Source organism: Pantoea sp. WEP, from assembly GCF_041678305.1.
Lineage (GTDB): Bacteria > Pseudomonadota > Gammaproteobacteria > Enterobacterales > Enterobacteriaceae > Pantoea > Pantoea dispersa.
On sequence record NZ_JBGNXB010000001.1, the window covers coordinates 1,832,952 to 1,846,980 of the forward strand.

The 14,029-nt window shown below is 60.3% G+C and carries 13 protein-coding genes; 4 read left to right on the plus strand and 9 right to left on the minus strand.

The genetic code is table 11. The features are described 5' to 3' along the window. Positions 1-42: 42 nt before the first annotated feature. Positions 43-714, plus strand: coding sequence for a gamma-glutamylcyclotransferase (locus tag ABVR31_RS08375; RefSeq protein ID WP_021508695.1), 672 nt, complete (start codon positions 43-45; stop codon positions 712-714). Between the two features lie 2 nt (positions 715-716). On the opposite strand, the gene ABVR31_RS08380 is transcribed toward ABVR31_RS08375, so the two are convergent. The 9 genes from ABVR31_RS08380 to ABVR31_RS08420 all read right to left on the minus strand — a co-directional run bounded on the left by ABVR31_RS08380 (position 717) and on the right by ABVR31_RS08420 (position 10,191). Then, positions 717-2,132 carry a serine/threonine protein kinase gene (locus ABVR31_RS08380; RefSeq protein WP_372772406.1) on the minus strand — a complete coding sequence of 472 codons (1,416 nt, stop codon included), beginning with the start codon at positions 2,130-2,132 and terminating at the stop codon, positions 717-719. Between the two features lie 66 nt (positions 2,133-2,198). Further along, a complete protein-coding gene (locus ABVR31_RS08385; protein WP_372772408.1) occupies positions 2,199-3,149 on the minus strand; it encodes a hypothetical protein in 951 nt (316 codons plus the stop codon). Positions 3,150-3,163: 14 nt separating this feature from the next. Further along, the gene (locus ABVR31_RS08390) at positions 3,164-3,940 is read right to left on the minus strand and encodes a PP2C family serine/threonine-protein phosphatase (protein ID WP_278426772.1); all 777 of its coding nucleotides are present in this window, start codon (positions 3,938-3,940) and stop codon (positions 3,164-3,166) included. After that, positions 3,937-5,067, minus strand: coding sequence for a type VI secretion system-associated FHA domain protein TagH (tagH, locus tag ABVR31_RS08395; protein ID WP_125310408.1), 1,131 nt, complete (start codon positions 5,065-5,067; stop codon positions 3,937-3,939). Before tagH ends, ABVR31_RS08390 begins: the two co-directional genes overlap by 4 nt. Before the next feature lie 33 nt (positions 5,068-5,100). After that, positions 5,101-5,799, minus strand: a complete 699-nt coding sequence (gene tagF / locus ABVR31_RS08400) for a type VI secretion system-associated protein TagF (protein WP_058771215.1) — start codon at positions 5,797-5,799, stop codon at positions 5,101-5,103. 13 nt (positions 5,800-5,812) lie between these two features. Beyond that, a complete protein-coding gene (gene tssM / locus ABVR31_RS08405) occupies positions 5,813-7,927 on the minus strand; it encodes a type VI secretion system membrane subunit TssM (protein WP_372772411.1) in 2,115 nt (704 codons plus the stop codon). Next, entirely contained in the window at positions 7,927-9,138 is a 1,212-nt protein-coding gene (gene icmH / locus ABVR31_RS08410; RefSeq protein ID WP_058757499.1) for a type IVB secretion system protein IcmH/DotU, read from the minus strand. The genes tssM and icmH overlap by 1 nt, the downstream gene beginning before the upstream one ends. A gap of 85 nt (positions 9,139-9,223) precedes the next feature. Beyond that, on the minus strand, positions 9,224-9,715 hold the full coding sequence (locus tag ABVR31_RS08415; RefSeq protein WP_021509952.1) for a hypothetical protein: 492 nt from the start codon (positions 9,713-9,715) through the stop codon (positions 9,224-9,226). Positions 9,716-9,894: 179 nt separating this feature from the next. After that, positions 9,895-10,191, minus strand: a complete 297-nt coding sequence (locus ABVR31_RS08420) for a hypothetical protein (protein ID WP_372772413.1) — start codon at positions 10,189-10,191, stop codon at positions 9,895-9,897. A 163-nt stretch (positions 10,192-10,354) separates the two neighbouring features. Between ABVR31_RS08420 and flhB the strand changes: the two genes are divergently transcribed. The 3 genes from flhB to ABVR31_RS08435 are packed head-to-tail and all read left to right on the plus strand — an operon-like array spanning position 10,355 to position 13,993. Next, positions 10,355-11,506 (plus strand): flagellar biosynthesis protein FlhB, encoded by a 1,152-nt coding sequence (gene flhB, locus ABVR31_RS08425; protein WP_372772415.1) that lies wholly within the window; start codon positions 10,355-10,357, stop codon positions 11,504-11,506. Next, on the plus strand, positions 11,499-13,586 hold the full coding sequence (gene flhA / locus ABVR31_RS08430) for a flagellar biosynthesis protein FlhA (RefSeq protein WP_021509954.1): 2,088 nt from the start codon (positions 11,499-11,501) through the stop codon (positions 13,584-13,586). The genes flhB and flhA overlap by 8 nt, the downstream gene beginning before the upstream one ends. Then, on the plus strand, positions 13,586-13,993 hold the full coding sequence (locus tag ABVR31_RS08435; protein ID WP_288423875.1) for a flagellar protein FlhE: 408 nt from the start codon (positions 13,586-13,588) through the stop codon (positions 13,991-13,993). Before flhA ends, ABVR31_RS08435 begins: the two co-directional genes overlap by 1 nt. The last annotated feature ends 36 nt before the right edge of the window (positions 13,994-14,029 follow it).

A 14,029-nucleotide genomic window follows, 5' to 3' on the forward strand; every position in this document is an offset into this window, starting at 1 on the left:
AGCTATAACGACAGGAAGGTCAGCGCAGTAGAGGAGATTGCAGTGTTAACCCGGGAATTCTTACTTAAAGCGGATTGCAAAACTTCATTTGGTGATATTGACGAAGCGCTGCTGTGGAGCTGTGAGAAGCGCGCCGCGTCGCTCTGCGCAACGCTTGCCTGTCGTCCCGATCAAAGCCCGGTGTGGATCTTCGGCTACGGTTCCCTGATGTGGAACCCGGTCTTTGAAGCGGAAGAGGTGGCGACCGGACGGCTTGAGGGCTGGCATCGTGCTTTTTGCCTGCGGCTGACCGCCGGACGCGGCACCGTTGCCGCACCGGGACGGATGCTGGCGCTGAAAGAGGGCGGTTCTACCAGCGGTCTGGCGTTTCGCCTGCCGGAAGCGCGCCTGCATGAAGAGCTTGAGCTGCTGTGGAAACGGGAAATGATCACCGGCTGCTATCTGCCCACCTGGTGTGAACTGACGCTGGAGGATGGCCGCACGGTTACGGCGCTGGTGTTTATCATGGATCCGCGTCATCCGCTGTATGAAGCCGACTCCTGCCGCAGCACCATTGCTCCGCTGATCGCTCAGGCCAGCGGTCCGCTCGGCAGCAACGCGCAGTATCTGTTTTCGCTGGAACAGGAGCTGGGCAAACGCGGCATGCAGGAAGAAGCGTTAACGCGCCTTGCGGCCGAAGTGCGCGCGCTGCAGCAGAGCGCCGCGCGCGGCTAACCTCAATTACCCGGATTAATCAGCCAGGTGCCCGGCTGGTTAATCGTCAGCATCTGGCTGCGCACCTGGCTGCCGTGATGCACTTCAATACGATAGCTGCCTGCCGCCAGATTCAGCGAGGCGAAACCGCTGCTGGCGGGTTTCACATCCTTCGCTTCGCCGTTCAGCACGATATTTTCCCCTGCCTGCAACTGCAGATAAACCGTCGCCATGGTTGGTGCGCTGCTGGCGGGCGCGCTGCCCGCTGATGGCGTCGCCGCCGGGGCGCTGCTGGCCGCCACCGGCGGTGCGTCGCTCGGGCGATTGGCTTTCCACACCACGACCACCACGGCAAGCAACGCCACGGCAGCGGCGGCGAGCAGGGCAGGCGACAAACGGCGCACATTGCGCGGCGTTACCGGTTCAATCGCGGCGGCGGCATGATTAACCGCCATTACCTGCGGTTCCGGCACGGCCGCTACCGGCTCGGGCACGGGCTGGCTCTCCGCGGTCACCGGGAAGGTCGTCACCAGCGCTTCGACATCGCTCACCGGCAGATCGATCAGCCGGGCAAAAGCATCAATACTCTGTGGCCGGTCTTCCGGCTTCATTGCCAGCGCGCAGTCGATCGCGTGCAGCAGCGGCAGCGAATACCCCTCAGGCTTGCGCTCCACCAGCGGCTGGTAGTTATCTTCAATGCAGCGCACCACGCTGACCGGCGGCGCGTGGCCGGTGATCAGCGTATGCAGCACCGCGCCCAGCGCGTAGATATCGGTCCACGGTCCCTGTTCGACTTCTCCCTCTTCGCTGTACTGCTCAATCGGCGCGAAGCCCGGCTTGAGCATGATCTCGGTTTCATCCGACAGGTTGCCAATCTCTTTGCGCGCCGAGCCAAAGTCGAGCAGCACCGGCAGCTGATTTTCCTGAATCTGAATGTTATCGAGCGAAATATCACGATGCAGGTAACCGGCGGTGTGAATGGTGTTGATGGCACCAAACAGCGGCGGCAACAGACGGCGAATCCACGCTTCGTCAATGCTGTCCGGGCTGTTGAGCTGCCACTCTTTCAGCGTCATGCCGCTGTAATAGAGCGTGCCCATGTAAGCCGTGCCGTTCTCTTCCCAGAAGCGCAGGACATGCAGCAGACCGGGATGATTGAAGCGCGCCAGCAGCCGTGCCTCCTGAATAAAGCTGTTGCGTCCGGCATTAAACAGTTTCTGGAAGCGCTCGCCGCGCAGTTCCAGCGCCAGGTCCGCACCGCGTACCGCCAGTGACACCGGCATGTACTCTTTGATGGCGATGGTGCGTTCCAGCTGATGATCCCAGGCGCGATAGACAATGCCAAAGCCGCCGCCGCCGATCACTTCCTTGATTTCAAACTCGTTAAACCGGTAGCCCGCAGGCAGGGCATTGGGGGTATGATTTTCGTTTGCCGACATAGTGAGCTCTCTGAACACGTCCTGTAGCGCCCCGTCACGCCGGTGACGGTGGGCAACAACCGCTAATTAATTAATGTTACGCCAGGCACCAATTGCCGGATCGGCCAGATCGGCGTGCAGGGTGTCAATCAGTAACACAGTCACTTTTTGCTGTGGCATAAACTGCGGCGACCAGATGCCGCGTAAGCTATCAACCCGCGATTTCACCGCTTCGCTATCCGTGCCGGTGTTTTTATCCATTTTAATCAGCAGCGTGCCGCTGAAGCGCCAGACGTGCTGCTGAGCATCGAACGGCAGCACCAGCCAGCTATCGCTGGCATCGGGCCGCGCGACAATCATGCGCTGTTTGTTCACCGCTACCACCTCCAGCGGCGTGCGGGTCAGCGTAAGATCGGCGATAGGATAACCTTGCAGGAACGTCACCATCTGGCTGCGCGTTTTGCCGTCACTCAGCAGCGTCATCGCCGCCGGACCTTCCAGCCAGCCCTCGGTTGAGCAATGCTGCTGCGGGTTCTCAGGGATAAACAGCGAACCGCCGTTTTCATCCCACCAGGTACGGAAATGGCAGCCGCCGGGCAGGGCGAAGTGCTGCAGCGGCGTGCTGTCGGCCGGACGCGATAAATCCAGCGGCGCTGCGGTATTGGCGCTGGCGCTGGCGGTCGCGTCGTTGAGGATGATCGGCCGCCAGTTCTGCAGTTTTGCCGCGCTGCCGTTAGCCAGCACGCTGCCCTCTTTGCTGGTCATCTGCCAGGGGATCTCATCCAGCAGGCCGCACTGGTTCGCCAGCAGCGTGCCGACGCGCGGCAGAAAGCTGGTAAGAATGCTGGTGTCGCTGCTTTTACCGGATACGATGCGCAGCGGCAGCGTCTCTTTACACCAGTCGTCGGGCGCATTACTGGCAACGTTATCGATATAGACTTCCAGCGACAGGCTGGGCGAGTAGACCACCCGGTAATCTTCCGCCTTCGCATTCAGGGCCAGAAACAGGGCGGCAACGCCCGGCAACCACAGTTTCATAATGATCCTTGCAATCAATAACGTGACGGCAGAAAACGTGCCGCATCAGCCTGGGAATAAAGCAGCGTCGCGTCCTGCGGTTCGCCAATCCAGATTGCCAGAGCGCTGAGATTGTCGCTTTTAACACTGCGGTTTACGGCCTGTTCCATCAATGCCAGCCACTCTTCGCAGGCGTTTACCATGCGCAGTGCCTGTTCCATTTCGTCGGTGGTGAGGTTGAGCCAGAAACCGTCGGTACAGACCAGAAATGCGTCACCATCGGTCAGCTCAATCACCTCGCTGAAGGTGGCCGGTCGGGCCGGCTCAATACCCAGCGCATTATAAAGTAAATTACTGTTAATGCCGGTATTTTCATAGCCGGCTTCACGCAGCTGCTGCGCCAGACTGTGGTCACGCGTCACCTGATGCAGCACCCCGTGGCGGAAGTGATAAACCCGGCTATCACCGGCGTGCGCCCACCATGCGCGCTGCGTTGTGCGGTCAATAAACAGGGCGGCAAGGGTGGTGCTCATGCGCGAAAAATTCGGATTGTTCCCCTGGGCGCTGACCAGCGTTTGCTGACACTTTTCTATCGCCGCGCGTGTACTCTCCGGCGTGAACGTGTTGTTTTGCTGCAGCTGCGTCAGCAGGGTATCGCGCACCAGCTGGGCGGCATAATCGCCGCCGGGCAGACCGGCCACGCCGTCGCACACCAGAAAACAGGCTTTCTGTTCATCGACTTCGGCACCGGTGCGATCCTGGTTTTCGTCACGCATACCCTGCTGGCAGCGGCTGGCAAACTTCATCTTCATGCGTCTTCGGTCCGCGTCTGGGAATCTTTGTACTGATTCACTTCCATGTCGTAGGCATGCAGAAAGGCTTCACCAAACAGGGTGTGGAAGTCATCTTCAATCTCGCCCGCGGTGCGCTGATAGTGACGGAGAAAATAGTCCCACAGCGCCGCTTTGCGTCCGCCGCTGAAGGGCATCTTAGGCAGCACGCCGTCTTTGCGCGCTTCCTCTTCCAGACGCTGCGGATTAAACGACTGCAGCATCGCAGCAATGATGGCGCGAATGCCGGCAATCATCCCCAGCTGATGCGCCTGTAAATCCACCAGCGCATCGCGCACCGCTGCTTCCGGTGGCATAAAGCCAGGCATCTGGCTCTGGTACATCTGCATCAGCACGGTTTTGCCGGAAGGCAGAATTTTAAACGGGTTGTTGGCTTCGTTAAGGATCATCGTCATGTCGGCTTTCACGCCGCGCTTGAGGATGGAGCGCGAAGAGAGCAGGGCAACCGTACCCTGCGAAAACAGGCTGAGCATGCGACCAGTGACGCGCATCTGCTCTTCGGTGATCGGCGTCTGGTGACCATTATTCAGGCCCATGCCTTCCAGCAGCGCGGCGATCAGTTTGTCCTGATCGGCGCCCGGCAGCACGGCTGGCACTACGGGCGCATCGCTTTGCGGATCGATCGCCAGGCGTGCGTCCGGGCGGCGTTCGTGACGCGGACTGTCGCTCTGCGGCAGCACTTCCGGTTCCGGCACGTTTTCGTCCTGCTGCATACCCAGCGGATCGGCGGCGCTGTCAGCAAAAAACGCCAGCGGATCATCCTGCGGTGCGTTCTGACACGCCGGGTCGCGCACTTCCAGGCCATATTCGCCAATCTGCAGCGTATCGCCGTGGCGCAGCCGCACCTGCGAGCCGCGCTGTAGCGCCACGCCGTTCAGCACCACTGAAGTGACGCTGCCCTGGTTGGTCAGGCGGCACTCGCCGTCTGGCGACAGGTGCACCAGCGCCTGCAGGCGCGAGATGGCGCGTGATTCATCGGGCAGCACCAGGTCGTTATCCTGGCTGCGGCCGATGGTCCCGCCGGGCGGGCTAAACGCGACGGTTTTGGCGGGCACATCCGTATTGCACTGCACAATGGTAAATTGCATGAGTCATCCCGTTAACAAGGCAAGCGCACTGGCCTACTCAAACATCGGTGGATAGAGGCCATTACGTCCCGGCTGAGCACCCGCCGCCGGGTTAAACAATAACGAAAAAAGTTGCGCGGTGAGCGGGCCACTGTGTTTATGCGTGGCGTGGGCAAAGCCGTCACTGCGATTACTCCACCAGTAGCTAATGTGCTGTTGGGGATCAAAACGGTCGGCCACTTCACGCCAGCTCAGGGTGCAGGGCAAATCGTCAAAACCAATCACATCCATGATGTCGCTGCGCTGCTTATCCGGCAGCAGCAGCGGAGCCAGCTGCTGAATCTGCGTCTCCAGCGCGTCCGGGCTGTGGCGATCGCGCACCGCCTGCCACAGCAGCGCGCCGAGTTCCTGATACCAGTCGCCGGAGATCGCCAGCTGTGAAGCATGCCACGCGCTGAGCGGAATGCTGTGCAGCGCCAGCAGCGGCCACGCACGGCCGACGCGATCGCACGAGGGCAGCAGACAGCCCAGCTGCACCTGCTGGCGCAGCGGCGATAGCGGCAGGACAAAATTCCATACCGGCGCGCGTAAAAACTGTTGCGTACTGGCCTCTTCCTGCTGATGCCAGTGGATTAAGCCTTGTTGAAACCAGTGGCTCCACGGCGTCACCGTGGCTTCACTGAGCCGCTGGCGCAGAAAATCACCGGTGGCCGGTAATTTGCCATACCAGCCCGGCGCGGTGTAACTCGCCATGGTTACCTCACCATTACTCACTGTGTCCGGTCAATCGCTGCGATACGGTGTGTGGCGCAACCGCCAGCATACGGCCATTCTGACCGGCATTTTTCAGATTTTCCGCAAGCTTACGCATCATCAGCGCATTGTCGCGCGCATAAGGCGACGACTGAATCTGCTGATCGAGCAGCTGACTAAGGTGCCAGTCAAGCTGCTGCAGATCGCGCGCGCTGACATTGTCCGGCAGCGTGCGCTGCAGATTTTGCATCAGCCAGCCGCGCAGAAATTCTCCGTCATAGTTACGCGGCTGATACAGCATCTGATAAGCGCGCAGCGCATTGCGGCTGTAGTCATTGTCGGTGCCGGGATCGTCACGCAGCAGGTTGGTAATTTGCTGGGCCACGCGCGGCAGCAGTAAAGACTTAAGCGCATTTTGATAAAGCACCCATGCGGCATCGCTCACCTGGTTACCGCGATACAGTCCAGCGCGCATGGTAAGCGGTGGATTGTCGAGAGAAAAATGCGCCGACAGCGGCAGTTTCACCAGGTTATTTAAGAAGGGTAGCAGATCAAAAATATTATCGGCTGGCTGATGAATAACCTGCTGACTTTGCGCGGTAATCGGCCCGATACGCGCCGCGACCTGATCGAGATAACGCTGATTCTGCACGTAGCTGGTGAGCCACAAACCGGAGAGCAGCACCAGCGCGCCGGTGAGCGCGCCGTAACCGATCCAGTGCAGCAGCCGGTTACGATACTCCCAGCGACGGTTGCTGCCGGCGAGGCCGCTTTCGCGGAACACCAGGTCGCTTAACAGGTCGCGAATAAAGAAGCTCTGGCCTTTGGTACCCGGAATCGGATTGCTGCGGTTAACGCTGTCCCACGCGGCAAGGCTCGACTCGCCGGTGTGTGGCAGCTGTAGCTTACGGTTGAGTTCGCCCATGATGCGGTCAAACGGCAGGCCTTCCTGGGTACCGCTGGTGAAGAACAGGCCGCGCGCCGACCAGGCAATCTCATCCTCATGGCGGGAAAACACCACGTCGAGATATTCGTTGAGTAACGGACGCAGCGAACTGAATTCCTGCGGAAACAGGAAGCTGTCGGCGCGCTGGGTGAGATCGCGCTCGCCGGCCATCACGTCGGCCAGCTGCTGCTGCAGACGCTGCTCCAGCTGCTGAAAGCGCTCGCTAAAGCTGCGGTGCCAGTCATCTTTATGCGGCTTGCCCGGTTCCCACGGGAAGGTGAAGCCCCAGATGGCATCGCGCTGCGGCTTACTCAGGTTGCCATAAAAGCTCATAAACCCTTTCAGCAGGTCGGTTTTGGTGACCATCACATACACCGGGAAGTGAATGCCGGTTTGCTGATGCAGCTCGACCATGCGGCTGCGCAGCGCGCTGGCCTGGGCGTGACGTGCCTCGGCGGAATCGGTCAGCAGATCGGCCACGCTGATGGTCATGATCACGCCGTTGATCGGCTGGCGCGTGCGGTAGCGCTTTAGCAATTTAATGAAGTTATGCCACTCGGCGCCGTCGCGCGCGCGCTGGCTCTCCTGCAGTGCGTAACGGCCCGCGGTGTCGATTAAGACTGCGCTGTCGGTGAACCACCAGTCGCAGTGACGCGTGCCGCCGACGCCGCGTACCGCCTCTTTGCCGAGGCTGTCAGTTAACGGAAACTCCAGGCCAGCATTCAGCAGCGCGGTGGTTTTACCGGCGCCGGGCGCGCCTATCATCACGTACCACGGCAGCTGATACAGATAGTGACTCTGAAAACGCGCCAGCCAGCTTTTCTGATGCCGGCGACCAAACTGGGTGCGTTTCAGCCGCAGCGCCGCTTCACTGAAGCGCTGGGTCAGCAGCGTCTCGGTCGCCTGGCGATCGGACGCTTCTTCGTGGCTCATCTCCTGCAGGCGATTGAGCAGCTTGCTGTTAAACCAGCCGCGCCAGATGGCGGGAATAAACTGGAACAGCACCCAGCAGAAATAGAGCAGGCCGACCGCCAGCTGGCGCGGGAATACCGGCTCCAGTGGACGGGTGTCACCCAAGCTCCACAACGGACCGAGCATCCACAGCACGCAGCTCAGTGCCGTGACGCCAATCAGGCCCCACAGCATGCGATGGGTTAACAGATGTTGGAGTGATGCGCGCATCACTGGCCTCCCTGATGGTTGCCGAGGGTTTCCGGTGCCGCAAACAGGGTGATCTCCACCCGGCGATTGCGGGCGCGGTTTTCATTGCTGTCATTGGGTAAGAGCGGATTGCTGTCACCGCGGCCTTCGGCTTTAACGCTGTGACCGTCCGCCAGCTGCGTATTCAGCAGTTGCGTAACGGCACGGGCGCGGGCGAAGGAGAATTCATAGCTGGAGGCGAAACGGCCATCCACCGGACGATTATCGGTATAGACCGATACCAGCACCGTGCCTTTTACCGTCTTCATCGCGCTGGCCACATGCGCCAGCAGCGCGCGGCCAACCTGGTTTACCACCGTACCGTCCGGCGCAAACAGCTTGTCCGCAGGGATGATCACTTTGCTGCCAAAGGCACCATCGCTCACTTCCAACTGGCCTGCGGCAATCACGTCGTTAAGCCGCTGATGCAGATCGAGCAGCGCCTGCGGTGAGGTGGGGCGGCGGCCCGGCATGATTTGCGGCAGCGGGGTTTGATAGATGGCGCGCAGCAGCGGTTCGGCCGCATTGCCCAACCGCCAGTTGAGCCCGCTGTAGATCAGACAGGCAATCAGCGTAGCCAGCGTGACGCAGGCCCACAGCGGCACCATCGGTCGTGTCAGGGTGCTGACCAGCGGATGCACTTCCACCAGTGGCGCGCGCGGTGGTGCCGCCGGTCGGGTTTCCGCGATCAGCTGCGCCAGCCGTTTACGGATGCCTTCACACTGCGCGCGTCCGCTGTCGCTGCCGCGATAGCGCCCTTCGTAGCCAAGCAGCAGGCAGTAGTGAATCACTTCCAGCAGCCATAAATGCTGCTGCGGGCTTTGCGACACGCGCGACAGCAGCTGGAACACTTTTTCGCCGCCCCAGCTTTCGTTATGAAAGGTCACCAGCATGCCGTTGCCGGACCAGACGCCGCGCGTGCCCCAGGGAGTTTGCGCCGCCGCTTCGTCCAGCACGCTACACAGGCAGTAGCGTGCGCCGATGATCATCTCAAATGGCAAACCCGCCTGCTTGCAGCGTTGCTCGAACTGGCGGATCTCTTCAATCAGCAGCTGACGCAGGCCAGCGGGATCGTCGTGCGTCGCCGCCTGCCGTATACGCACGACGGCATTCAGAATCGGGGCTGCGGCATTCAGCAAAAGGTTATCGTTGCCCGCGACAATGCCATCGCGGGCAAGGGAGTCCTGAGTCATTAAATCTCAATTATCCTGGCAATAACGGAACGGTTAGCCCGCAAAGCAGCGGTGTGCTGCGGGCAATATGCGCCGGATTGCATCATCAGTCTAAGATCCAGGTCGCGGTATCATTGGTGCGGCATGCTTTACTGGCGCCGCCCACGGCCACGCAGACCTGTTTAGTACGACGGGGACGCGGCCGGTCGCTGCGCAGCGTGGCATCATAGCGGCTGCTCTCCACGCCAGCTTTGGGGGGCACGTAGCCAATCAGCTGACCGCTGGGTTCTTCTGCAATCGCCAGCCAGTTGTGCTCGACGCGACCCAGCACCTCAAAGGTTTGGGCGTTATCCAGATAACGCACCACTTTGCCGCCGTAATCCGGCAGGGTCATCACAGAGGCGGCATATAGCGCGCGAAAGCTCTCATTCACCGGGGTAAATTCACCGGGTGCTGCCACTGCATGACGATGAACCAGTTTTACGCCGTTCACTTCGCTGGTGACCAGGGTGTCATCCGTCACGGGCGGTGGAGGCGCTTTACATCCCGCCAGCGTTAAAGCCGCCAGCAGCGTTAGCAAGAGACTCTTATTCACCATGATCCTCAAATTTTCATCAGTATCGCTGCAGAGTTGTATCCGGCACGCACTCAGCGGGCGGGCAGATTATGCAGTGAGAAGGCCACTAAAAAACAGTCAAATTACAGAAAGATAGTGCTGACTTAAGTCTACCTAAGACTTTTGAGAATTCAAACCATTGCACCGCGGCAAATCCCGTGCTACCGGGCGAAAAAACGCCTTAACGGCACGCCGCGATCGTTCTGGCTGGGACGATAGATAAGCTGCATTAATTTATTTGCGTAAGCAAGCGCGGCTGGTGTGCGGCGCGACATTTGCCCCCTGATGGTGCTTAGGGGAATTGGTAAATAAGATTTATCTATTTTTTCAGATAAAAAAAGATTGCGCGGCGAAACAATTTTATGATTTTCGGAATTTCCGGGCGCAGCCGCGTCTTTAACCCAGCCAGTCCGGCACGGCTTTTGCTTGCTCCACCACTTAACCGTATTACGCAGCAAAGGTCGCGGAACCGTTCGCTGGTGATTGGCCCGCACCAGGTTAGCGCAGGTGCTGATTTCACTTATGGCTAAATAAACCCATCTTTTTCTCGCTTAATCCGCGCTTTAGACCCGAAGGGTTTTGGCATCCTATGCTCAGAATTCCTGCCAGCTGAGGTATGTCGTGGCTGAAGAGAGCAACGAGGACAAAACAGAATCGCCCACCCCCCACCGACTTGAGAAAGCACGGCAGGAGGGGCAGATTCCGCGTTCGCGCGAGCTGACTTCGGTACTGATGCTGCTGGCCGGGCTGCTGATCATCTGGCTGGGCGGCCACAATATGGCGCAACGGCTGGCCAGCATGGTGGCCACCGGCTTCCGCTTCGACCACGGCATGGTCAATGATGATAAAATTATCGTCTCGCACATCGGCAACCTGGTGATGCAGGCGGTGATCGCGCTGCTGCCGCTGATGGCCGGGCTGCTGATCGTTGCCATCGCCGCGCCGATGATTCTGGGCGGAATCAACATCAGCGGAAAATCCATCAAATTCGATTTCAAAAAGCTCAACCCGTTACCGGGCATTGCGCGCATGTTCTCCGGTCAGACGTGGGCGGAACTGGTGAAGGCGATCCTCAAAGCGGTGCTGGTGGCGCTGGTGGCTGGCTGGTATCTGTGGAGTCACTGGCAGGAGATGCTGCGTCTGATGAGCGAATCGCCGGTGAATGCGCTGCAGCATGGCCTGTCGATGACCGCCATCAGCTGTGCGCTGGTGATGCTGGGACTGATCCCGATGGTTGGCTTTGACGTGTTCTGGCAGCTCTACAGCTACTTCAAAAAGCTGCGCATGACGCGCCAGGAAATTCGCGATGAACACAAGCAGAACGAAGGCGACCCGCACGTTAAAGGGCGTATCCGCCAGGCGATGCGTGCCGCTGCCCGCCGCCGCATGATGGCAGACGTGCCGAAGGCGGACGTCATCGTGACTAACCCGACGCACTACTCGGTGGCGCTGCAGTATCAGGAAGGCAAGATGAGCGCGCCGAAAGTGATTGCCAAAGGCGCCGGTGACATTGCCCTGCGCATTCGGGAAATCGCTAAAGAGCACCGCGTACCGATTCTGGAAGCGCCGCCGCTGGCGCGTGCGCTCTATCGTCATACGGAAATTGGCCAGTTTATTCCCGGCGCGCTCTATGCCGCCGTGGCCGAAGTGCTGGCGTGGGTCTGGCAGCTGCGACGCTGGAAGCGCGAAGGCGGCCTGATTCCAAACAAACCAAAACATCTGCCGGTCCCGGCAGAGATGGACTTTGCAGGAGAGAACACCAACCATGGCTAATCTGGCCGAAAAGCTGCGTTTACCGGGCAATTTTAAAGACACGCAATGGCAGGTGCTGGCTGGTCCGGTGCTGATCATGCTGATCCTGTCAATGATGGTATTGCCGCTGCCGGCGTTCATCCTTGACCTGCTGTTTACCTTCAACATTGCGCTGTCCATCATGGTGCTGCTGGTGGCGATGTTCACCCAGCGCACGCTGGAATTCGCTGCCTTCCCGACCATTTTGCTGTTCTCAACGCTGCTGCGTCTGGCGCTGAACGTCGCCTCAACGCGTATCATCCTGCTGGAAGGGCATACGGGGGCTGATGCCGCCGGGCGCGTGGTTGAAGCCTTTGGTCACTTCCTCGTCGGCGGTAATTTCGCCATTGGTATCGTGGTATTCATCATCCTCGTGATCATCAACTTCATGGTCATCACCAAAGGTGCCGGTCGTATCGCCGAAGTGGGCGCGCGTTTCGTGCTGGATGGTATGCCCGGCAAGCAGATGGCAATTGATGCCGATTTGAACGCTGGCCTGATTGGTGAAGACGAAGCCAAACGCCGGCGCACCGAGGTGACCCAGGAAGCGGACTTCTACGGCTCTATGGACGGTGCCAGTAAGTTTGTGCGCGGCGACGCCATCGCCGGCATCCTGATCATGGTGATCAACGTGATCGGCGGCCTGCTGGTGGGCGTGGTGCAGCACGGTATGGATCTCGGCCACGCCGGGGAGACCTATACGCTGCTGACCATCGGTGACGGCCTGGTGGCGCAGATCCCGGCGCTGGTGATCTCTACCGCTGCCGGTGTCATCGTTACCCGCGTCAGCACCGATCAGGACGTCGGCGAACAGATGGTGGGCCAGCTGTTTAACAATCCGCGCGTGCTGATGCTGAGCGCCGGCGTGATTGGCCTGCTGGGCCTGGTGCCCGGCATGCCGAACTTTGTGTTCCTGCTGTTCACCGCGGCGCTGCTCGGCCTGGCCTGGTGGCTGCGCGGCCGCGAAATGCAGCCGAAGAAGCAAAGTGAAGCCTCCAGCGTGGTGAAAACGCAGGAGACGCCGGCCACGGTCGAAGCCTCGTGGACCGACGTCCAGCTGGAAGATTCGCTCGGCATGGAAGTGGGCTACCGCCTGATTCCGATGGTCGATCATCTGCAAAACGGCGAGCTGCTCGGGCGTATTCGCAGTATCCGTAAAAAGGTGGCGCAGGAGGTTGGCTTCCTGCCGCCGGTGGTGCACATTCGTGACAACATGGAGCTGCCGCCGGCGCGCTATCGCATCCTGATGAAGGGCGTGGAGATTGGCAGCGGCGATGCTTATCCGGGACGCTGGATGGCGATCAACCCGGGCACGGCGGCGGGCACGCTGCCGGGTGAAGCGACGGTGGACCCGGCGTTTGGCCTCGCGGCCATCTGGATCGACAGCGCGCTGAAAGAGCAGGCACAGATTCAGGGCTACACCGTAGTGGAAGCCAGTACCGTGGTGGCTACCCACCTTAATCACCTGATCGGCCAGTACGCCAGCGAGCTGTTTGGGCGTCAGGAAGCGCAGCAGCTGCTGGACCGCGTCACCCAGGAGATGCCAAAGCTGACGGAAGATCTGGTGCCGGGCGTGATCACCCTGACCACGCTGCACAAAGTGCTGCAAAATCTGCTGACCGAGCGCGTTTCGATCCGCGACATGCGCACCATTATCGAAACGCTGGCCGAACATGCCCCGGTGCAGAACGATCCGCAGGAACTGACCAGCGTGGTGCGCGTCGCGCTGGGCCGCGCGATTACCCAGCAGTGGTTCCCGGGCAACGGCGAAGTGCAGGTCATTGGACTGGATGCCACACTGGAACGTCTGCTATTGCAGGCGCTGCAGGGTGGTGGCGGTCTGGAACCGGGTCTTGCCGATCGACTGCTGATGCAGGCGCAGGCCGCGCTGCAGCAGCAGGAGATGACCGGTGCGCCGCCGGTGCTGCTGGTTAACCATCCGCTGCGGGCGCTGCTGGCGCGCTTCCTGCGCCGCAACCTGCCGCAGCTGGTGGTGCTGTCCAATATGGAGCTGACCGATAACCGGCAAATCCGCATGACTGCAACCATAGGCGGCAAATAATGCGCGGCGTGACGCTCTCATGGCTGCTGGCGGCGCTGCTGGCGCTGCCGCTAACGGGCCAGGCCGCCAGCGGCGCGTGGCAGGCCAGCGCCAGCGGCCCGAGCCTTGGCGTGCGCGGCAACTGGCTGCTGTCGCCGGCGCTTAAAGCGCCCTCGGCGGCTGCAGGGACTATTTCGCTGGTGAACTGGCGCTACACGCTGAGCCGACCGGCGCCATCCGGTCTGGTGGTGCGGCTGTGCGCCAGCCAGCGCTGCGTGGAGCTCGACGGCGCCAGCGGCAGCACGCGCGGCCTCGCCAACGTGGCAGCCGATGAAACGCTGCATCTGGCTTTCGGATTTCAGGGACAGGGCGCGTTGCCGCCTGGCCTGCGGGTGGTGAGCAGTGAAGTGATGGTCAATTACCAATAGCAAATAAAAAACCCGCCGCAGCGGGTTTTTTTAGGC